The 19866-nt window shown below is 70.0% G+C and carries 19 protein-coding genes and 1 tRNA gene; 7 read left to right on the plus strand and 13 right to left on the minus strand.

Translation table 11 applies throughout. From position 1 onward, the window contains the following. Positions 1-102: 102 nt before the first annotated feature. Genes galT through galK form a run of 3 tightly spaced genes read left to right on the plus strand, consistent with a single transcriptional unit; the run spans position 103 to position 3348 of the window. The gene (galT, locus tag DN051_RS22875; protein WP_053761043.1) at positions 103-1164 is read left to right on the plus strand and encodes a galactose-1-phosphate uridylyltransferase; all 1062 of its coding nucleotides are present in this window, start codon (positions 103-105) and stop codon (positions 1162-1164) included. Next, positions 1161-2123 carry a UDP-glucose 4-epimerase GalE gene (gene galE, locus DN051_RS22880; RefSeq protein ID WP_053761008.1) on the plus strand — a complete coding sequence of 321 codons (963 nt, stop codon included), beginning with the start codon at positions 1161-1163 and terminating at the stop codon, positions 2121-2123. The genes galT and galE overlap by 4 nt, the downstream gene beginning before the upstream one ends. Positions 2124-2172: 49 nt before the next feature. Then, positions 2173-3348, plus strand: coding sequence for a galactokinase (galK, locus tag DN051_RS22885; RefSeq protein WP_053761009.1), 1176 nt, complete (start codon positions 2173-2175; stop codon positions 3346-3348). A gap of 42 nt (positions 3349-3390) precedes the next feature. Here galK and DN051_RS22890 read toward each other — a convergent pair whose 3' ends face one another. Further along, on the minus strand, positions 3391-3879 hold the full coding sequence (locus tag DN051_RS22890) for a GNAT family N-acetyltransferase (RefSeq protein ID WP_079001326.1): 489 nt from the start codon (positions 3877-3879) through the stop codon (positions 3391-3393). Positions 3880-4174: 295 nt separating this feature from the next. On the opposite strand from DN051_RS22890, the gene DN051_RS22895 reads away from it, so the two are divergent. Next, the gene (locus DN051_RS22895) at positions 4175-4954 is read left to right on the plus strand and encodes a response regulator transcription factor (protein ID WP_053761010.1); all 780 of its coding nucleotides are present in this window, start codon (positions 4175-4177) and stop codon (positions 4952-4954) included. A 169-nt stretch (positions 4955-5123) separates the two neighbouring features. Here the strand turns inward: DN051_RS22895 and tamR are convergent, their stop codons facing one another. Beyond that, complete coding sequence (gene tamR / locus DN051_RS22900; RefSeq protein ID WP_053761011.1) at positions 5124-5621, minus strand: MarR family transcriptional regulator TamR; 498 nt, start codon at positions 5619-5621, stop codon at positions 5124-5126. A 103-nt stretch (positions 5622-5724) separates the two neighbouring features. Between tamR and DN051_RS22905 the strand changes: the two genes are divergently transcribed. After that, on the plus strand, positions 5725-6537 hold the full coding sequence (locus tag DN051_RS22905; RefSeq protein ID WP_112439402.1) for a trans-aconitate 2-methyltransferase: 813 nt from the start codon (positions 5725-5727) through the stop codon (positions 6535-6537). 9 nt (positions 6538-6546) lie between these two features. Here the strand turns inward: DN051_RS22905 and DN051_RS22910 are convergent, their stop codons facing one another. Continuing rightward, a complete protein-coding gene (locus DN051_RS22910) occupies positions 6547-7224 on the minus strand; it encodes a TetR/AcrR family transcriptional regulator (RefSeq protein ID WP_053761013.1) in 678 nt (225 codons plus the stop codon). After that, positions 7221-8240, minus strand: coding sequence for an acyl-CoA desaturase (locus DN051_RS22915; protein WP_053761014.1), 1020 nt, complete (start codon positions 8238-8240; stop codon positions 7221-7223). Before DN051_RS22915 ends, DN051_RS22910 begins: the two co-directional genes overlap by 4 nt. 306 nt (positions 8241-8546) lie before the next feature. Between DN051_RS22915 and ppc the strand changes: the two genes are divergently transcribed. Then, complete coding sequence (gene ppc, locus DN051_RS22920; protein WP_053761015.1) at positions 8547-11291, plus strand: phosphoenolpyruvate carboxylase; 2745 nt, start codon at positions 8547-8549, stop codon at positions 11289-11291. A gap of 183 nt (positions 11292-11474) precedes the next feature. Here the strand turns inward: ppc and DN051_RS22925 are convergent, their stop codons facing one another. The 7 genes from DN051_RS22925 to DN051_RS22955 form a co-directional block, all read right to left on the minus strand. Beyond that, the gene (locus DN051_RS22925; RefSeq protein ID WP_053761016.1) at positions 11475-11963 is read right to left on the minus strand and encodes a hypothetical protein; all 489 of its coding nucleotides are present in this window, start codon (positions 11961-11963) and stop codon (positions 11475-11477) included. A gap of 75 nt (positions 11964-12038) precedes the next feature. After that, positions 12039-12641 carry an aminoacyl-tRNA hydrolase gene (pth, locus tag DN051_RS22930; RefSeq protein ID WP_053761017.1) on the minus strand — a complete coding sequence of 201 codons (603 nt, stop codon included), beginning with the start codon at positions 12639-12641 and terminating at the stop codon, positions 12039-12041. Positions 12642-12718: 77 nt separating this feature from the next. After that, positions 12719-13324, minus strand: coding sequence for a 50S ribosomal protein L25/general stress protein Ctc (locus tag DN051_RS22935; RefSeq protein WP_053761018.1), 606 nt, complete (start codon positions 13322-13324; stop codon positions 12719-12721). A gap of 188 nt (positions 13325-13512) precedes the next feature. Continuing rightward, on the minus strand, positions 13513-14487 hold the full coding sequence (locus tag DN051_RS22940) for a ribose-phosphate diphosphokinase (RefSeq protein ID WP_053761019.1): 975 nt from the start codon (positions 14485-14487) through the stop codon (positions 13513-13515). Between the two features lie 134 nt (positions 14488-14621). Beyond that, positions 14622-16070 carry a bifunctional UDP-N-acetylglucosamine diphosphorylase/glucosamine-1-phosphate N-acetyltransferase GlmU gene (gene glmU, locus DN051_RS22945; RefSeq protein WP_079001328.1) on the minus strand — a complete coding sequence of 483 codons (1449 nt, stop codon included), beginning with the start codon at positions 16068-16070 and terminating at the stop codon, positions 14622-14624. 120 nt (positions 16071-16190) lie between these two features. Further along, positions 16191-16261, minus strand: a tRNA-Gln gene (locus DN051_RS22950). 6 nt (positions 16262-16267) lie between these two features. Beyond that, positions 16268-17140 (minus strand): hypothetical protein, encoded by an 873-nt coding sequence (locus DN051_RS22955; protein WP_112439403.1) that lies wholly within the window; start codon positions 17138-17140, stop codon positions 16268-16270. A 166-nt stretch (positions 17141-17306) separates the two neighbouring features. Here DN051_RS22955 and DN051_RS22960 point away from each other — a divergent pair, with 166 nt between their 5' ends. Further along, positions 17307-18623 (plus strand): sensor histidine kinase, encoded by a 1317-nt coding sequence (locus tag DN051_RS22960; protein WP_053761022.1) that lies wholly within the window; start codon positions 17307-17309, stop codon positions 18621-18623. A 52-nt stretch (positions 18624-18675) separates the two neighbouring features. On the opposite strand, the gene DN051_RS22965 is transcribed toward DN051_RS22960, so the two are convergent. Continuing rightward, positions 18676-19209, minus strand: coding sequence for an SUKH-3 domain-containing protein (locus DN051_RS22965; RefSeq protein WP_053761023.1), 534 nt, complete (start codon positions 19207-19209; stop codon positions 18676-18678). Positions 19210-19292: 83 nt separating this feature from the next. Continuing rightward, positions 19293-19817: a YwqJ-related putative deaminase gene (locus DN051_RS22970; RefSeq protein WP_199314642.1), complete on the minus strand. Its 525-nt coding sequence runs from the start codon at positions 19815-19817 to the stop codon at positions 19293-19295. Positions 19818-19866 lie beyond the last annotated feature (49 nt).

Genomic DNA, 19866 nt, shown 5'->3' on the forward strand with positions numbered 1-19866 from the left:
GATGTCGAGCTTTGATTGATTGTGATGTTGACTGTCGTGGTGAGTTGTGTTTTGGTGTGTTGAGTTCTGTTGAATGCTTGGGTGGCTCGAATGGAGTCCGCGGTGAAGAAGACCTCGACCCGTCTCGCCGACGGCCGTGAGTTGATCTACTACGACCTGCGCGACGACACCGTGCGCGACGCGGTCGACCGCCGTCCGCTGGACCCGACCGTCACGACGTCGGAGATCCGCCGCGACGACCTGCTCGGCGACTCGGTCGCCATCGCCTCGCACCGCCAGGGCCGCACCTACCACCCGCCGGCCGACGAGTGCCCCCTGTGTCCGACGCGGGGCGACCGGCTGAGCGAGATCCCGGACTCGTCGTACGACGTCGTGGTCTTCGAGAACCGCTTCCCGTCGCTGGCCGGCGACTCCGGCCGCTGCGAGGTCGTCTGCTTCACCTCCGACCACAACGCCTCCTTCGCCGACCTCGGCGAGGAGCAGGCGGGCCTGGTCCTGGACGCGTGGACGGACCGGACGGCGGAGCTGTCCCATCTGCCCTCCGTGGAACAGGTGTTCTGCTTCGAGAACCGCGGTGCGGAGATCGGTGTGACACTGGGTCACCCGCACGGGCAGATCTACGCGTACCCCTTCACCACGCCCCGCACCGCGCTGACGCTCCGCTCCGTCGCGGCCCACAAGGAGGCGACGGGCGGGGAGAACCTCTTCGACGCGGTCCTGGAGCGTGAACTCGCCGGCGAGCGGGTCGTCCTCGCGAGTGAACACTGGGTGGCGTTCGTGCCGTACGCGGCGCACTGGCCGTACGAGGTCCACCTGTACCCGCGGCGCCGGGTGCCCGACCTGCTCGGTCTGGACGACGCGGCGCGCGGCGAATTCCCGCGGGTCTATCTGGAACTCTTGAAGCGCTTCGACCGGATCTTCGGGGACGCGGAGTCGCCGACGCCGTACATCGCGGCGTGGCACCAGGCACCGTTCGGCCAGTTGGCGGAGTTCGAGGGCGTCAGCCGTGACGACTTCGCGCTCCACCTGGAGCTTTTCACCATCCGCCGTACTTCCGGCAAGCTGAAGTTCCTCGCGGGTTCCGAGTCCGGCATGAGCGTGTTCATCAACGACGTGCCGCCGGAGCGCGCGGCCGAGCGACTGCGAGAGGTAGCGAGTTCATGAGCGGGAAGTACCTGGTCACCGGTGGTGCGGGCTACGTCGGCAGTGTGGTCGCCCAGCATCTGCTGGAGGCGGGCCACGAGGTCACGGTGCTCGACGACCTCTCCACCGGCTTCCGCGAGGGCGTGCCCGCGGGCGCCGTCTTCGTCGAGGGCGACATCCGCGACGCCGCCAAATGGCTGGACTCGTCCTACGACGCCGTCCTCCACTTCGCCGCCTCCTCCCAGGTCGGCGAGTCGGTCGTGAAGCCGGAGAAGTACTGGGACAACAACGTCGGCGGCACGATGGCCCTGCTCGGCGCCATGCGCGAGGCGGGCGTGCGCAAGCTGGTGTTCTCCTCGACCGCGGCCACCTACGGCGAGCCGCAGGAGGTGCCGATCGTCGAGACGGCCCGCACCGCCCCGACCAACCCCTACGGCGCCTCCAAACTCGCCGTCGACCACATGATCACCGGTGAGGCGAAGGCGCACGGCCTGGGCGCGGTCTCGCTGCGCTACTTCAACGTGGCGGGCGCGTACGGCGAGTTCGGCGAGCGCCACGACCCCGAGTCGCACCTGATCCCGCTGGTGCTCCAGGTCGCCCAGGGCAGGCGTGAGGCGATCTCGGTCTACGGCGACGACTACCCGACGCCGGACGGCACCTGCGTGCGCGACTACATCCACGTCGCCGACCTCGCCGAGGCCCACCTGCTGGCGCTGACGGCGGCGGCCCCGGGCGAGCACCTGATCTGCAACCTCGGCAACGGCAGCGGCTTCTCCGTCCGCGAGGTCGTCGAGACGGTCCGCCGGGTCACCGGCCACCCGATCCCGGAGGTCGTGGCGCCGCGCCGCGGCGGCGACCCGGCGGTCCTGGTGGCGTCCGCGGGCACGGCCCGCGAACGGCTCGGCTGGAACCCGTCCCGCACGGACCTCGCCGGGATCGTCGCGGACGCATGGGAATTCGCGCAGCGGCGCGGTCGGTAGAACAGCAGCGGCGCGGTCAGTGGAACAACGGAAGGTCAGGGGTCAGGGAATGAGCAGCGGGACTGACGGGGGCGTCGCGGGGGCCGTCGCCGAGCGCTTCCGGGAACTGTACGGAGCGGATCCGGACGGCGTGTGGGCCGCACCGGGACGGGTCAACCTCATCGGCGAGCACACCGACTACAACGACGGCTTCGTGATGCCGTTCGCGCTGCCGCACGTCGCGGTCGCCGCGGTCTCACGCCGCACGGACGGCGTGCTGCGCCTGCACTCCGCGGACGTCGAGGGCGGCGTGACGGAACGGTCCGCGGACGCGCTGGAGCCGGGCTCGGACAAGTCCTGGACGGCGTACCCGGCGGGCGTGGTCTGGGCGCTGCGCGCGGCCGGGCACCCGGTCACCGGCGCCGACATCCACCTGTCCTCGACGGTCCCGGCGGGCGCGGGCCTGTCGTCCTCCGCGGCACTGGAGGTGGTCGTCGCGCTCGCGCTGAACGACCTGTTCTCCCTCGGCCTGAAGGGCTGGGAGCTGGCCCGCCTGTGCCAGCGCGCGGAGAACGTCTACGTCGGCGCCCCGGTCGGCATCATGGACCAGACGGCCTCGGCGTGCTGCACGGCGGGACACGCCCTGTTCCTGGACACCCGGGACCTGTCCCAGAAGCAGATCCCCTTCGACCTGGCCGCGCAGGGCATGCGCCTGCTGGTCGTCGACACCCGCGTCAAGCACGAGCACAGCACCGGCGAGTACGGCAAGCGGCGGGCCGGCTGCGAGAAGGGCGCCGCCCTCCTCGGCGTCGACGCGCTGCGCGACATCCCGTACGACGGGCTGGAGGCGGCGCTGGAACGTCTGGGCGACGAGGCCGAGGTGCGCCGCCTGGTCCGCCACGTGGTCACCGAGGACGAACGCGTCGAACGGGTGGTCGCGCTGCTGGAGTCGGGGGAGACCCGGGCCATCGGCCCGGTCCTGACGGCGGGTCACGCCTCGCTGCGCGACGACTTCCGCGTCTCCTGCCCGGAGCTGGACCTGGTCGTGGAGACCGCGGTGTCCGCGGGCGCGCTGGGCGCCCGGATGACCGGCGGCGGATTCGGCGGTTCGGCCGTGGTGCTGGCCGAGGCCGCCGACGTGGACGCCATCACCAAGGCGGTGGAGGAGGCCTTCGCCTCGGCCGGTCTCACCGCGCCGCGGGTGTTCGAGGCGGTGCCGTCGGCGGGAGCCCGCCGGCTGGTCTGACGCCCCGGACCCGGGCCCGGACCGCGGGCCCCGGCGCCCGGGTCACCGCGCCGGGCCCGGACGCCCCGGGCCCGGCGCGTCCAGCCGCTTCGTCAGCGTGAACTCCGTGATCCCCGGCGGGTAGCCGGGGATCACGCACACCACGTCGTAGCCGTGCCTGCGGTAGAAGTCCGGCGCCTGGAAGTCCCAGGTCTCCAGCCGGGACGCCGCGCAGCCCCGCTCCTGCCCGGCCACGCGCTCCGCCTCGGCCAGCAGACGCGAGCCGAGGCCCGCTCCCCGGTGGCGTTCGTCCACCCAGAGGTACGTCACGTGCAGCCAGGTCGCCCAGGTGTGGCCGACCAGTCCGCCGGCCAGGTCACCGGCGTCGTCCAGGACCCAGACGTGCAGCGGCACTTCGCGTTCGCCCGGGGTGCCCCGCAGGGCGCGCAGCACGGGCGAGGCGGCCGTGTTCGTCGCGCGGAGCCGGGAGCGGAGAAGATCGCGCCGCGACTTGTCGACTTCTGTCTCCATACGAAACATGCGGCTCACCATAAACGCGCTGGACAACCAGTTCTGCAAATTGACTTCCGCTCCGGGCCCCCGCCCGTACCCTGATGAGCAGCGCCGGTGGGGGCCGGTGCTGTTCAGGGGGCGAGGCAAGTCGGGTACGACGCCCGAAGTGGGGGTAGCAGTCTCAGCACGGCGGCGGCCGTGCGGCTGCGCGGCCCCGTCCGGGGGAACGGCAGACACAGACAACCCGGGAGCGCTTCAGGCGTCGTACCCGCACCGGCCGTCGGCTCCCGACGATGAATCCCCTGCTCGTGGAGAGCTTGGGGAAGGGGGTTTCGTGGTTCGCATCCGAGTCCTGGTCGTCGACGACCATCGCATCTTCGCCGAGTCCCTGGCGGCGGCCCTGGCCGCCGAGCCGGACGTGGACGTCTCCGCGGCCGGCAGCGGCCCGGCCGCACTGCGCAGTCTGGAACGCGCCGCCGCCGAGGGCCGCCGGTTCGACGTGCTGCTCGTCGACGCCGATCTGGGCGGGAACATACCCGCGGTGCGGCCCGCCGTGCCCGTGCCCGTGCAGGAGGGCGGGCTCGACGGGGTGGTGGACGGGCTCTCGCTCGTCGCCGCGGTCCGTTCGGCGCAGCCCGCGGTCCGGATCGTCGTCCTCGCCGAGAAGGACGATCCGCGGCGCGCGGCCCTCGCCCTCCAGGCGGGCGCCGGCGGGTGGGTCGCCAAGGACTGCTCGCTGTCCCGGCTGCTGACGGTGATACGCGGTGTCCTGCGCGACGAGACGCATCTGCCGCCGGCCCTGCTGACCGGGGTGCTGCGGGAACTGACCGCAGCCCGCAAGCACCGCACCGAGAGCGAGCGCCTGGTGGAGTCCCTCACGCCGCGCGAGCGCGAGGTGCTGCGGTGCATGGTCGCGGGGCTGGGGCGCAAGGCGGTCGCGGAGCGGCTGTATCTGTCGCCGCACACCGTGCGCACCCATATGCAGAACGTCCTCGGCAAGCTCGGCGTGCATTCCACACTGGCCGCGGTCGCGCTGGCCCGGCGGGCCGGCGTGGGCCCGGTCGATCTGGGGCCCGCCGCGCAGATCAGGGCCGAGGCGAGCAACAGCGCCTGACCGGTACGGCAGAGGGGGTCCGCGCGCCGGGCCCCCTCGGCGCCGCTGCGGGCCGCCGCCCGGAGCGCCGGCGCCGCGAGGCGGACCGGAACGGTCGGACGGTCCTCGTGCGCGCCGGCGCCGCGAGGCGGACCGGAACGGTCGGACGGTTCTTGTGCGGTGGTGGGCGCTAGCCGGGGATGTTGTCGAACGGCGCGGTCAGCTGGCGCAACAGGGCCGCCAGTTCGCTGCGCTGGGCGCGGGAGAGTTCCGCGAGGATCGCCCGCTCCTGGTCCAGCAGGCCCGCCAGCGCCTGGTCGGCGCGGTCCCGGCCCACATCGGTCAGACGTACCAGCACACCGCGCCGGTCGCTGGGGTCGGGCAGACGCTCGACCAGGCCCTTCTTCGCCAGCCGGTCGATGCGGTTGGTCATCGTGCCCGAGGTGACGAGCGTCTGGGTCAGCAGCTGCCCAGGAGAGAGCTGGTACGGGGTGCCCGCGCGGCGCAGCGCCGTCAGGACGTCGAACTCCCAGGGCTCCAGGTTGTGCTCGGCGAACGCCAGCCGGCGTGCGCGATCCAGGTGCCGGGCCAGCCGGCTCACCCGGCTGAGCACTTCGAGCGGTTCCACGTCGAGGTCCGGGCGCTCCCGGCGCCATGCTGCGACCAGCCGATCGACCTCGTCCTCCATGGCGATCAGTGTAGTGGTTGTGTCGACATGAAGTCTCTTGACGTCAAGATATCTTGCGGGGGAAGCTGAAGCCGACCTACGGTGACTTCGAGGAAGGCCCGCCATGCCCACCCCCACCTGGGACCCCGCGCAGTACCTGCGCCACGCCGACCACCGCGCCCGCCCCTTCGCCGACCTCCTGGCCCGCGTCCCGGAGCTGCCCTCCGGCCGGCCCCGGATCGCCGACCTGGGCTGCGGCCCCGGCAACGTCACCGCCCTGCTCGCCGCCCGCTGGCCCACCGCCCGCATCACCGGCCACGACAACTCGCCCGAGATGCTCGACCGGGCCCGCGCCGGACACAAGGGCACCACCCCCGGCGGCGGCCGGCTCGACTTCGCGCACACCGACGCCCGCACCTGGACCCCCGACGAGCCGCACGACCTGATCGTCAGCAACGCCACCCTCCAGTGGGTCCCCGGACACGCCGACCGGTTCGGCGACTGGATCGGCGCGCTCAACCCCGGCGGCACCTTCGCCTTCCAGGTCCCGGGCAACTTCGACGCCCCCAGCCACCGCCTCATGCGCGACCTGGCCCGCTCCCCGCACCGGCGGGCCCGCCTCGACGGCATCCTGCGCCACACCGACGCGGTCCTGACCCCCGAGGCCTACCTGGAACGCCTCACCGGCCTCGGCTGCGTCGTGGACGCCTGGGAGACGACGTACATCCACCTGCTGACCGGCGAGGACCCGGTCCTCGACTGGGTGAAGGGCACCGGTCTGCGCCCGGTCCTGGCGGCACTCGCCGACGACCCGGACGCCGCACGGGAATTCGAGGACGAGTACCGGGCCGCCCTGCGCGAGGCCTACCCGCCCGGCCGGCACGGCACCCCGTTCCCGTTCCGGCGGATCTTCGCCGTGGCCGTCCGGCCCGCGTGACGGCCGCGTTCAGTTCTTGCGGTGCCCGATCAGCCGCGGCTTCTGCTCCAGCCCGTCCAGCCCGTGCCAGGCCAGATTCACCAGGTGCGCCGCCACCTCCGCCTTCTTCGGGCGGCGGACCTCCAGCCACCACTGGCCGGTCAGGGCGACCATGCCGACCAGGGCCTGCGCGTAGAGAGGGGCGAGCTTGCTGTCGAAACCGCGGTTCTTGAACTCGCGCCCCAGGATGTCCTCCACCTGGGTGGCGATGTCCGAGATGAGGGACGCGAAGGAACCCGTCGACTGCGGGATGGGCGAGTCACGGACCAGGATGCGGAAACCGTCCGTGTACTCCTCGATGTAGTCCAGCAGAGCGAACGCCGCCTGTTCGCACAGTTCACGCGGGTGACCGGCGGTGAGGGAGCCGGTCACCATGTCCAGCAGCCGCCGCATCTCACGGTCCACCACCACCGCGTACAGGCCCTCCTTGCCGCCGAAGTGCTCGTACACCACCGGCTTGGACACCCCGGCCTTGGCCGCGATCTCCTCCACCGACGTGCCCTCGAACCCCTTCGCCGCGAAGAGGGTGCGACCGATCTCCAGCAGCTGCTGGCGCCGCTCCGCACCGGTCATCCGGGTGCGGCGCGTACGCCGCGGCTTGTCGTTGCTGGGGGTACTGCTGGAGTCGGTCGCCACGGCGTCAATCATGCCGCCTCGGCGGTCTCCTTCCGGCGCCGGGAGCCGTCTTCGCCGGTGTTACGCCGCGAATCGATACGTGAGCGTGACGGCCAGCGCACGTCGTACGCCCAGCCGGCCAGCTCGAACCAGCGGATCAGCCGCGCCGAGGAGTCGATCTGGCCGCGCTCCACACCGTGCCGCGCCGACGTCGGATCGGCGTGGTGCAGGTTGTGCCAGGACTCGCCGCACGACAGGACGGCCAGCCACCACACGTTGCCCGAGCGGTCCCGGGACTTGAACGGCCGCTTGCCGACCGCGTGGCAGATCGAGTTGATCGACCAGGTCACGTGGTGCAGCAGCGCCACCCGCACGAGGGAACCCCAGAAGAAGCCGGTGAACGCGCCCCACCAGGACATCGTCACCAGACCGCCGATCAGCGCCGGCAGCGCCAGCGACAGGATCGTCCACACGATGAACTGGCGGGAGATCGCCCGAAGGGTCCGGTCCTTGATCAGGTCCGGGGCGTACTTGTCCTGCGGGGTGCGCTCCTCGTCGAACATCCATCCGATGTGCGCCCACCACAGGCCCTTCATCAGGGCCGGCACCGTCTCGCCGTAACGCCACGGGGAGTGCGGATCGCCCTCCGCGTCGGAGAACTTGTGGTGCCTTCGGTGGTCCGCCACCCAGCGCACCAGAGGCCCTTCGACCGCCATCGAACCCGCGATGGCCAGCGCGATCTTCAAGGGCCGCTTGGCCTTGAACGAACTGTGGGTGAAATGCCGGTGGAAGCCGATCGTGATGCCGTGGCAACCGAGGAAGTAGAAGAAAACCAGCAGGCCGAGGTCCAGCCAGCTCACGCCCCAGCCCCACGCCAGCGGGATCGCCGCGATCAGCGCGAGGAACGGGACGATGATGAAGAGCAGGAGGGCGAGCTGCTCGACCGAACCCTTCCGGTCGCCACCCAGAGTGGCGGGCGGATGGTCCGCGGCAGTGGCCTGGGCGGTCGCGTCCGAGGCATCGTCGATCACATCGGAGCTCGTGGTCATGGGGCGTCCCCTGTGGGGTTCGAGGGTTGAGACAGGTGCCGGGCCGAGGAAATCCGGGAAAGGCCCGAAATGAGCCTTCCCTACGCTCCCGTAACCTACGGCGACGTAAGTATGTCAGCGCGTCGCCCGGCGGCAAGAGCCCACGGGCCTGCGCGTCCCGCCCGACACCTATCCTTGGAATCGGTCGGACAGCGCGGTCCGCTCTGTTTACTTCCCGGAAGTCCGGCCCGTATGCGGCGTCCCCGCCGCGCGACGGGCACCGGGTTCCCTCCCAGACGAGCTTCAACACTGCAAGGAGCCGCACCTGTGAGCAGTGCCGACGACCACACCACGACGACCAGCAGCGAGCTGCGCGCCGACATCCGCCGGCTGGGCGATCTCCTCGGTGAGACCCTCGTCCGCCAGGAGGGCCCCGAGCTGCTGGAACTCGTCGAGAAGGTACGCCGCCTCACCCGAGAGGACGGCGAGGCCGCCGCCGAACTGCTGCGCGGCACCGAACTGGAGACCGCGGCCAAGCTGGTCCGCGCCTTCTCCACCTACTTCCACCTCGCCAACGTCACCGAACAGGTGCACCGCGGCCGGGAACTGCGCGCCCGGCGCGCCGCCGAGGGCGGACTCCTCAGCCGTACCGCCGACCGGCTCAAGGACGCCGACCCCGAACACCTGCGGGAGACCGTCCGCCACCTCAACGTCCGGCCCGTGTTCACGGCCCACCCCACCGAAGCCGCACGCCGCTCGGTACTCAACAAGCTCCGGCGCATCGCCGAACTGCTGGACACCCCCGTCATCGAGACCGACCGCCGCCGCCACGACACCCGACTGGCCGAGAACATCGACCTCGTCTGGCAGACCGACGAACTGCGCGTCGTACGCCCCGAACCCGCCGACGAGGCCCGCAACGCCATCTACTACCTCGACGAACTGCACGCCGGAGCCGTCGGCGACGTCCTGGAGGACCTCACCTCCGAACTGGCACGCGTCGGCGTCCAGATGCCCGACGGCACCCGCCCCCTGACCTTCGGCACCTGGATCGGCGGCGACCGCGACGGCAACCCCAACGTGACCCCCGACGTCACCTGGGACGTGCTCATCCTCCAGCACGAGCACGGCATCAACGACGCCCTGGAGATGATCGACGAGCTGCGCGGCTTCCTGTCCAACTCCATCCGCTACAGCGGCGCCACCGACGAACTCCTCGAATCCCTCCGCGCCGACCTGGACCGCCTGCCCGAGATCAGCCCCCGCTACAAGCGCCTCAACGCCGAGGAGCCCTACCGCCTCAAGGCCACCTGCATCCGGCAGAAGCTGGAGAACACCAAGCAGCGCCTCGCCAAGGGCATCCCGCACGAAGCGGGCCGCGACTACCTCGGCACCTCCGAACTCCTCGACGACCTCAAGCTGATCCAGGGCTCCCTGCGCGAGCACCGCGGCGGCCTCTTCGCCGACGGCCGCCTCGACCGCACCCTGCGCACCCTGTCCGCCTTCGGCCTCCAGCTCGCCACCATGGACGTCCGCGAACACGCCGACGCCCACCACCACGCCCTCGGCCAGCTCTTCGACCGGCTCGGCGAGGAATCCTGGCGGTACGCCGACATGCCGCGCGACTACCGCACCAAGCTGCTCGCCAAGGAACTCCGCTCCCGCCGCCCGCTGGCCCCCACCCCGGCGCCCGTCGACGCGGCCGGCCAGAAGACCCTCGGCGTCTTCCGGACCGTCAAGCGGGCCCTTCAGGTCTTCGGACCCGAGGTCATCGAGTCGTACATCATCTCCATGTGCCAGGGCGCCGACGACGTCTTCGCCGCCGCGGTCCTGGCCCGCGAGGCCGGACTGATCGACCTGCACGCCGGCTGGGCGAAGATCGGCATCGTGCCCCTGCTGGAGACCACCGACGAGCTCAAGGCCGCCGACACCATCCTGGAGGACATGCTCTCCGACCCCTCCTACCGGCGGCTGGTCGCCCTGCGCGGCGACGTCCAGGAGGTCATGCTCGGCTACTCCGACTCCTCCAAGTTCGGCGGCATCACCACCAGCCAGTGGGAGATCCACCGCGCCCAGCGCCGACTGCGCGACGTCGCCCACCGCTACGGCGTACGACTGCGGCTCTTCCACGGCCGCGGCGGCACCGTCGGCCGCGGCGGCGGCCCCACCCACGACGCGATCCTCGCCCAGCCCTGGGGCACCCTGGAAGGCGAGATCAAGGTCACCGAACAGGGCGAGGTCATCTCCGACAAGTACCTGATCCCCTCGCTGGCCCGCGAGAACCTGGAACTCACGGTCGCCGCGACCCTCCAGGCCTCCGCCCTGCACACCGCGCCCCGCCAGTCCGTCCAGGCCCTGGCCCGCTGGGACGCCGCCATGGACGCCGTCAGCGACGCCGCGCACGCCGCCTACCGGCGACTCGTCGAGGACCCCGACCTGCCCGCCTACTTCTTCGCCTCCACACCGGTCGACCAGCTCGCCGACCTGCACCTGGGATCCCGGCCCTCCCGCCGCCCCGACTCCGGCGCCGGCCTGGACGGCCTGCGGGCCATCCCCTGGGTGTTCGGCTGGACCCAGTCCCGCCAGATCGTCCCCGGCTGGTTCGGCGTCGGCTCCGGCCTCAAGGCGCTCCGCCAGGCCGGCATGCGCCAGGAGGGAGCCGCCGTCCTCGACGAGATGTACGAGCGCTGGCACTTCTTCCGCAACTTCGTCTCCAACGTCGAGATGACGCTCGCCAAGACCGACCTGCGGATCGCCGGCCACTACGTCGACACCCTCGTTCCCGACGAGCTCAAGCACGTCTTCGACACCATCCGCGCCGAGCACGAACTGACCGTGTCCGAGATCCTCCGCATCACCGGCGAGGACGAACTCCTCGACGCCCAGCCCGTCCTGCGGCAGACCTTCAGCATCCGCGACGCCTACCTGGACCCCATCTCCTACCTCCAGGTCGCGCTGCTCAAGCGCCAGCGCGACGCCGCCGAGGCGGGCACCGAGCCCGACCCGCTGCTGGCCCGCGCCCTGCTGCTCACCGTCAACGGCGTGGCGGCCGGCCTGCGCAACACCGGCTGACCCCCACCGACACGAAGGTGCCCCCGCGCTGCCATCGGCACGGGGGCACCCGCATGTTCCGGTCGGCCGGGACCCGGATCGTCGGGAAAGCGGCCGTGACCGCCGGGGCCCAGACCGTGATCACATCGGCCGTGACCGGCGGCGGCTCAGACCGTGATCACATCGGCCGTGACCGGCGGCGGCTCAGACCGTCAGGAACGCGGCCGTGATCACCGCGAACCCCGCGCCGGCCATCATCCACGCGGCACGCGTCCGCCCCAGCCCGCCCGCGACGACCACCGACGCCAGCAGCAGCGCCCCACCCAGCGGCACCCAGGAATACAGCACCCCCGCCGGCCCCGAACGGATCACCTCGCTGCCACCGGGCTTCATCACCACGGTGTACGTCTCCCCGTCCCGCACGGCCGCCGTGTTCTCGATCAGCACCCGCTCCCGCGCCTGCGACCCCGCGGACAACGGCGTGTACCGCCCGCCGCAGGTGTCCCCGGCGCACCCCGCGACCTCGATCGTCCCGCTCTCCCGCCCCTTGGTGAGCATCACGTACTGGGCGGAACTCCACGACGCCCACACACCCGCGATCAGGATCAGCACCGCGACGGCACCCATCGCCGCGAGCCGCCCGAACCGCAGCGCCGTGAAAGCGCCCTGACTGGAGACGACGGCAGAAGGCATGGCCGCGATCCTTGGCCATGCCTGCACAGTCAGTCAACCGCGGTGGGGGACAAGTCGCAGTTGTCCCGACCCACCTCACGAGTTGTACGAGTTCTGCGCCCTCTCCAACCCCTCGACCACCAGACACTCCACCGCATCGGCCGCCCGGTCCACGAAGAAGTCCAGCTCCTTGCGCTCCGTCGAGGAGAAGTCCTTCAACACGAAGTCCGCCACCTGCATACGACCCGGCGGACGCCCGATCCCGAACCGCAACCGGTGATAGTCGGCACCCATCGCCTTCGACATCGACTTCAGACCGTTGTGCCCGTTGTCGCCACCGCCCAGCTTCAGCCGCAGCGTCCCGTAGTCGATGTCCAGCTCGTCGTGCACCGCCACCACATTGCCCAGCGGCACCTTGTAGAAGTCCCGCAACGCGTTCACCGGACCACCCGACAGGTTCATGAACGACATCGGCTTCACCAGAACCACCCGACGGCTCGCCGGCCCCGGCGGACCCATCCGGCCCTCCACGACCTGCGCCTGCGCCCTGCCCGCCCGCTTGTACCTGCCCCCGATCCGCTCAGCCAGCAGATCGGCCACCATGAACCCCACGTTGTGCCGGTTCATCGCGTACTCCGGCCCGGGATTCCCCAGCCCCACGATCAGCCAGGGGGCACCCGCATCGGTCGTCACGTCCATGTCTCCTCGATATGCGCCGGCCGCCGCTCCCGACAGGAAACGGCGGCCGGCGGAACAGCTACCGCTGCGGACCCGGATCAGGCCTCGGCGACCTCTTCGGCCTCACCCTCGGCGGCCTCCTCGCCCTCCGGAGCCTCCTCCGCCTGCGCGGCCAGCACCTGGAGGACCACCGCGTCCTCGTCCACGGCCAGGGTCACACCCTTGGGAAGCGCGATGTCCTTGGCGTGGATCGAGGCACCGGCCTCCAGACCCTCCACCGACACGCTCAGCGACTCCGGGATGTGCGTCGCCTCGGCCTCCACCGGAAGCGCGTTCAGCACGTGCTCCAGCAGGTTGCCACCCGGAGCCAGCTCGCCCTCGGCGTGCACCGGCACCTCGACGTTGACCTTCTCGCCACGCTTGACCAGCAGCAGGTCCACGTGCTCCAGGAAACCCTTCAGCGGGTCACGCTGCACCGACTTCGGAATCGCCAGCTCGCTGGTCTTGCCGTCGATGTCCAGCGAGATCAGCACGTTCGGCGTACGCAGCGCCAGCAGCAGTTCGTGACCCGGCAGCGTCAGGTGCTGCGGCTGCGTGCCGTGCCCGTACAGCACGACCGGAACATTGTTGTCACGGCGGATACGACGGGCGGCACCCTTGCCGAACTCCGTGCGGGACACGGCGGCGAGCTTCACCTCGGACATGATCACTCCTCGAAGAGGTCGAAAACGGACGGGGTCACCCGGCCACGAACGGCCTGCTACGAAGAGCGCGTCGATAACGGACCACCGACCACCTCACCAGAAGCGGTACGGCCTCCCTCGCCGAGCAACTGCAACAGAGTACTCGGCGAAGGAGGCCGCAGAAAAATCGATCAGCCGGAATCAGGAGATCACTGCTCGTCGAAGAGGCTCGTCACCGAACCGTCCTCGAACACCTCACGCACCGCACTCGCGATCGTCGGCGCGATCGACAGCACCGTGATCTTGTCCAGATCCAGCTCACCCGGCGTCGGCAGCGTGTTCGTGAACACGAACTCACTCACCTTCGAGTTCTTCAACCGGTCCGCCGCGGGCCCCGACAGCACACCGTGCGTCGCCGTCACGATGACATCCTCCGCGCCGTGCGCGAACAACGCGTCCGCCGCCGCACAGATCGTGCCACCGGTGTCGATCATGTCGTCCACCAGCACACACACCCGGCCCCGGACCTCACCCACGACCTCGTGCACCGTCACCTGATTCGCGACGTCCTTGTCACGCCGCTTGTGCACGATCGCCAGCGGCGCACCCAGCCGGTCGCACCAGCGGTCCGCGACCCGCACACGACCCGCGTCCGGAGACACCACCGTCAGCTTCTCCCGGTCCACCTTCGCGCCCACGTAGTCCGCCAGCAGCGGCAGCGCGAACAGATGATCCACCGGACCGTCGAAGAAGCCCTGGATCTGGTCCGTGTGCAGATCCACGGTCAGGATCCGGTCCGCACCCGCCGTCTTCATCATGTCCGCGATCAGACGCGCCGAGATCGGTTCACGACCACGGTGCTTCTTGTCCTGCCGCGCGTAACCGTAGAACGGCACGATCACCGTGATGGAACGGGCCGACGCACGCTTCAACGCGTCGATCATGATCAACTGCTCCATGATCCACTTGTTGATCGGCGCCGTGTGGCTCTGGATCAGATAACAGTCCGCACCACGTGCCGACTCCTGATAACGCACATAGATCTCGCCATTGGCGAAGTCGAAGGCCTTGGTCGGGACAACCCCGACACCCAGCTGGTGGGCGACCTCCTCGGCAAGCTCGGGGTGGGCGCGGCCGGAGAAGAACATCAACTTCTTCTCCCCGGTCGTCTTGATCCCGGTCACAGCACTGTCTCCTCAGAGGTGTCTCAGCTGGATGTTGACACGACGTCTCAGCTGGGCGCAGGACGTCGACTCAGCCGGTGGGGTGCGGGTGTGCACTTATCACGGTACGCCGTCCCAGACGCACCTGTTTCCGGTCAGCCTTCGCCCTCCGGCTCACGAGACGCCGCCTCGGCCGCCTTCGCCGACGCACTCCCAGGACGCTTACGAGCCACCCAACCCTCGATATTCCGCTGCTGGCCACGGGCCACGGCCAACGAACCGGGCGGCACATCCTTCGTGATCACGGACCCGGCGGCGGTGTACGCACCGTCCCCAACCGTGACAGGCGCCACAAACATGTTGTCCGAACCCGTCTTGCAATGCGACCCGACGGTGGTGTGATGCTTGCTCTCCCCGTCGTAGTTCACAAACACACTCGCGGCACCGATGTTCGTGTACTCACCGATCGTCGCATCCCCCACATACGACAGATGCGGAACCTTCGTCCCCTCACCGACCGAAGCGTTCTTGGTCTCCACATACGTACCGATCTTGGACTTCAGTCCCAGACGCGTCCCCGGACGCAAATACGCATACGGCCCCACACTCGCCTCAGGACCCACATCCGCACCGTCCGAAACCGTGTTGTCCACCCGCGCCCCCGCGCCCACCCGAGTGTCCTTCAGCCGGCTGTTCGGACCCACCTGCGCACCCTCCCCCAGATGCGTCGAACCCAGCAGCAACGTATTCGGAAGCACCACCGCGTCCTGCTCGAACGTCACCGACACATCCACCCACGTACTCGCCGGATCCACCACCGTGACACCGGCCAGCATCGCGCCCGTCAGCAACCGGTCGTTCAGGATCCGACGCGCCTCCGCCAACTGCACACGGTTGTTGATCCCCGCGATCTCACGATGATCACCGGCCACCGACGCCCCCACCCGGTGCCCCGCCTCACGCAAGATCCCCAGGACATCCGTCAGGTACTCCTCACCCTGACTGTTGTCCGTACGCACCTTGCCCAGCGCATCCGCGAGCAACCGCCCGTCGAACGCGAACACCCCCGAATTGATCTCCCGGATCGCCCGCACGGCGACCGACGCGTCCTTGTGCTCCACGATCGCCGTGACCGCACCCGAGACCTCGTCCCGCACGATCCGCCCGTACCCCGTCGCGTCCGGCACCTCGGCCGTCAGCACCGTGACGGCATTGCCGTCCGCACCGTGCGTCGCCGCCAGCTGCGCGAGCGTCTCACCGGTCAGCAGCGGAGTGTCACCGCAGACCACCACCACGGTCCCGTCGACGACACCACCCAGCTCCTCGAGACCCATACGGACCGCATGACCCGTACCGTTCTGCTCCGCCTGGACGGCGGTGCGCACGTCCGGGGCGACCTCGGCGAGATGCGCGGTCACCTTCTCGCGGGCGTGCCCGACGACCACGACGAGATGCTCCGGCTCCAACTCACCGGCGGCGGCGAGCACATGGCCCACCAGGGAACGGCCGCAGATCTCATGCATGACCTTCGGTGTGGCCGACTTCATACGGGTGCCCTCACCCGCTGCGAGTACGACGACGGCTGCCGGGCGAATGGCGCTCACGGGATGCCCTTCGGCTGTGGACGGGGTGTGGACAACCGCAGGATACCGGGGTGGTTATGGGGGGAGATGAGAGCGGGGCCTGACCGCTGCTGTGCGGTCAGGCCCCGAACCAAGCATTTGCTCCCGGGGGAGGACTCGAACCCCCATGATCAGAACCAAAATCTGACGTCTTGCCCTTAGACGACCCGGGATTACCGCTATGTCCGATTTCGTGGATCGGGTGCGGTGGCAGCACCTACTATGCCGTACCACCAGCCTTCGATGCGACGGTACAAGTCGGCTCCTTGCCGCACATCAATGCGCAGGCATCCACGGTAGTCCTCATCGGTGTTCTTCCTGTTGGTGCCCGGCCTGTGTTTCTTGAGCGTGGTCTTCATGAGTTCTGCGGTACCGAGGCCGATCAAATCCGCCCAGAAGGCCTCCGCCGCCGGGACGTCGGCGGTCTCGTGGATCTGCACCGCGAACCCGAGTTGCTCGGGTTTCACCTGGAGGAGCTTCAGCCATGCCAGGAAGACCGTGACCATGTCCGGATCACTGTTGATGAAGGTGACGCGCTCCCGTCGGCTGTATGGCTTGCTCTTGGCCCCTTCGGCCCAGTAGAGGCCCACGCCGATGAGGAAGAGCTCGCGATCCGTCAGTTCACCGACCTCGTCCAGTGCTGCCTGCCTCGTCCGCTGCCGTTCCTCGTCGCGGATGCGCAGCTTCGCCTCCCAGCCCTTCTTCGCGATCGCCGCGGCCTGTCCCGGGCTGCGCCGGCGTTCCGGTTTCGGCAGGTCCCTGACCCACAGGGAGATCGAGCTCTTGGAGCAGCCGAGCTCGACCTGGATCTGGTCGTACGTCCGGCCTTGCAGTCGTAGTTCCCTCGCCCGGTCCCGCAGGTCGTCCTTCGCGTTCGGTCGTTTCGTCCACTCGGGGGGCGGTTCGCCCTGGAGGAGCCGGTTGAGGACGTCGTTGTTGAAGATCTTCAGTTCGTCGCGGATCTGCCGAAGGCTGCGGCCCTCGCGGCGCAGCGCCACCGCCCGCTCCCGTAAGCCTTCGAAGTTCGCGTATTTGCCATGGGGATGTGCCATACACATACCGTCCGGCTGGAATGGCTGGTTCCGGAGGTGAACGGCTGTCGTTCAGCAGTTCGAGGGATTCCGTGCGGTTTCGCGGTTATTCGATTACGGAGTGTGGTGTAGGCCAGTCGTCAAAACTCGCCGGAAAAGCGACGCCCGCCGCCCGTAGGCTGGAGGCATGACCACGACGGGGGAAGACGACACCAGGGCCTTGACCGGGCCCTGGTGGTGGGCGAGGTGGCGCAGTGCCGTGCTGGACGGCGGTCTCGCGCTGGTGTCCGCGGTGGAGTGCGGGATCGAGGGGATTCCGTTCGCGCGGGACGCGGGGATTCCGCCGGCCGTGGGTGTGGCGTTCGGTGTGCTCGCCGGTTCGATGTTGCTGCTGCGTCGGAAGTGGCCGATTGTCGTCGTGCTGGTGTCGATCGCCATCGCGCCGGCGCAGATGGGTTTTCTGCTGACGGTCGGTGGTCTGTACACGCTGGCCGCGTCGGAGCTGCCGCGTCGGATCATCGGGTCGCTGGCGGGGATGTCGCTGGTGGCGACGCTGGTGGTGACGTTCGTGCGGGCGCAGCAGGACATGACCCGGGGTGAGATGGATGTGGGCGGCTGGTTCGTGCCGTTCATCTCGATCACGGCGTCCTTGGGTGTGACGGCGCCGCCGGTGCTGCTGGGTCTTTATGTGGGTGCTCGGCGCCGGTTGATGGAGAGCTTGCGGGAGCGGGCGGACAGTCTGGAGCGGGAGCTTCAGTTGCTCGCGGAGCGGGCGGAGGAGCGGGCCGAGTGGGCGCGCAACGAGGAGCGGACCCGGATCGCGCGGGAGATGCACGACGTGGTCGCGCATCGGGTGAGTCTGATGGTGGTGCACGCGGCGGCGTTGCAGGCGGTGGCGCGGAAGGACCCGGAGAAGGCGGTGCGTAACGCCGCGTTGGTGGGGGACATGGGCCGGCAGGCGTTGACCGAGTTGCGGGAGATGCTCGGGGTGCTGCGCAGCGGGGACGGCGGGGTGCGTGGTGGGCCGTCGGAGGTGCCGTTGGCCGCGGTGCGGGTGGCGGCGGCCGCGGCGGCTTCGCGTGCGGTGGGGGAGGAGTCCGCGGAGGCGGGGCCGTGTCTGTCGGAGCTGGACGAGTTGATCGGGCAGTCGGCGGCGGCGGGGATGGTGGTGCGGCTGTCGGTGGAGGGGGAGGCGCGGTCGTATGCGCGGCAGGTGGAGCAGACGGCGTATCGCGTGGTGCAGGAGGCGTTGACGAACGTGCACAAGCATGCGGCGGGGGCGAAGACGCATGTGCGGTTGGCGCATCGGGTGTCGGAGATCGCGATGCAGGTGGAGAACGAGCCGCCGTCGGAGTCTGCGTCGGCGTCGTCGGCTCGGTTGCCGTCCGGGGGGAACGGGCTGGTGGGGATGAAGGAGCGGGTGTCGGCGCTGGGCGGGGTGTTCGTGTCGGGGCCGACGGATGCCGGGGGTTTTCGGGTGTCGGCGGTGATTCCGGCGTCGTAGCCGGTGGTGGGGCGGCTGGTGGGGTCGGCCGGTGGTGGTGTGGCTGGTGGGGTCAGCCGGCTGTCAGGCGTGTGGGTTCGGTGCCTGCGAGGAGGCCGGTGAGGGCGTCGTCGATGGTGGGGCCGAGGTACCAGTCGCCGGTGTGGTCGAGGGCGTAGACGTGTCCTTCGTTGTCGATGGCGAGGACGGCCTGGGTGTCGGTTTCGGCGCCGATGGGGCTGACCTCGGTGTCGAGGGCGCGGCCGAGGTCGCCGAGGGTGCGGGCCATGTGGAGGCCGTGCAGGGGGTCGAGGTGGAGGGTCGCGGGGGCGATCCGGCGGCCGGGGCCGGTGGGTGTGATGTGCAGGCCGCCGAATTCGGCCCAGGCTTCGACGGCTGCGGGGAAGACGGCGTGGCGGTGGCCGGCGGGTGAGGTGTGTTCGCGGAGGGTGTCGGCCCAGATTTCGGCTTGTTTGATGTCCCAGCGTCCGGGTTGCCAGCCGGCGGTGCGCAGTGCGGCGTCGATGGGGCCTGCGAAGCGTGACGAGTGTCCCCCCTGGTCGAGTGCGATGGGGTGCTGGGGGGTGGTGGCGCGGTCGGCTTGCATCGGCCCTTCGATCGTCTTCGGCGCTGTGCTGTGCTGTGCGGTGCTGTGCGCGGTGGTGCGGTGCTGTGCGGGTGTGCGGGTGGTCAGCTGTCGGCGGCGGGGTCGACGATGCGGACGCCGAAGTGGGCGCTGAGGGCGGTGCAGGCGCGGCACGGGGTGGCGAAGCTGCCGTGCAGGGGGTCGCCGTCCTCGCGGATGCGGCGTGCGGTGAGTTTGCCGTGTTTGAGGGCTTTGCGGGCTTCGCCGTTGGTCATGGGTTTTCGGGCGGCGCGTTTGCTGCGGGCGGCGTCGGCGGTGGTGATGTGCCGGGAGATGAGGATGGCTTCGGCGCAGCGGCCGGTGAAGCGGTCGCGCTGGGTGCTGTTGAGGGTGTCGAGGAAGTCCTGGACGAGGTGGTGCAGGGCGGGTGGCGCGTCGCCGCGGGCGGCGGTGCCGGTGAGGGTGGCGCCGCGGACGGAGAGGGCGGCGGCGACGGTGGGGAGTATGCCGTCGCGGCGGTGGCGGAGGGTGGGCGTGTGGTGGTCGTCGGTGGCGCTCCAGCCGACGCGGGGGTCGCCGGATGTACCGGTGTGCGGCCCCGTTTGCGGCCCTGTCTGCGTCGCGTTCATGATCGTCTTTCCCCTCCCTTGCATCCCCCCGGCGGACACAGAGTGCCAA

Origin of the sequence: Streptomyces cadmiisoli (assembly GCF_003261055.1) — a bacterium.
Lineage (GTDB): Bacteria > Actinomycetota > Actinomycetes > Streptomycetales > Streptomycetaceae > Streptomyces > Streptomyces cadmiisoli.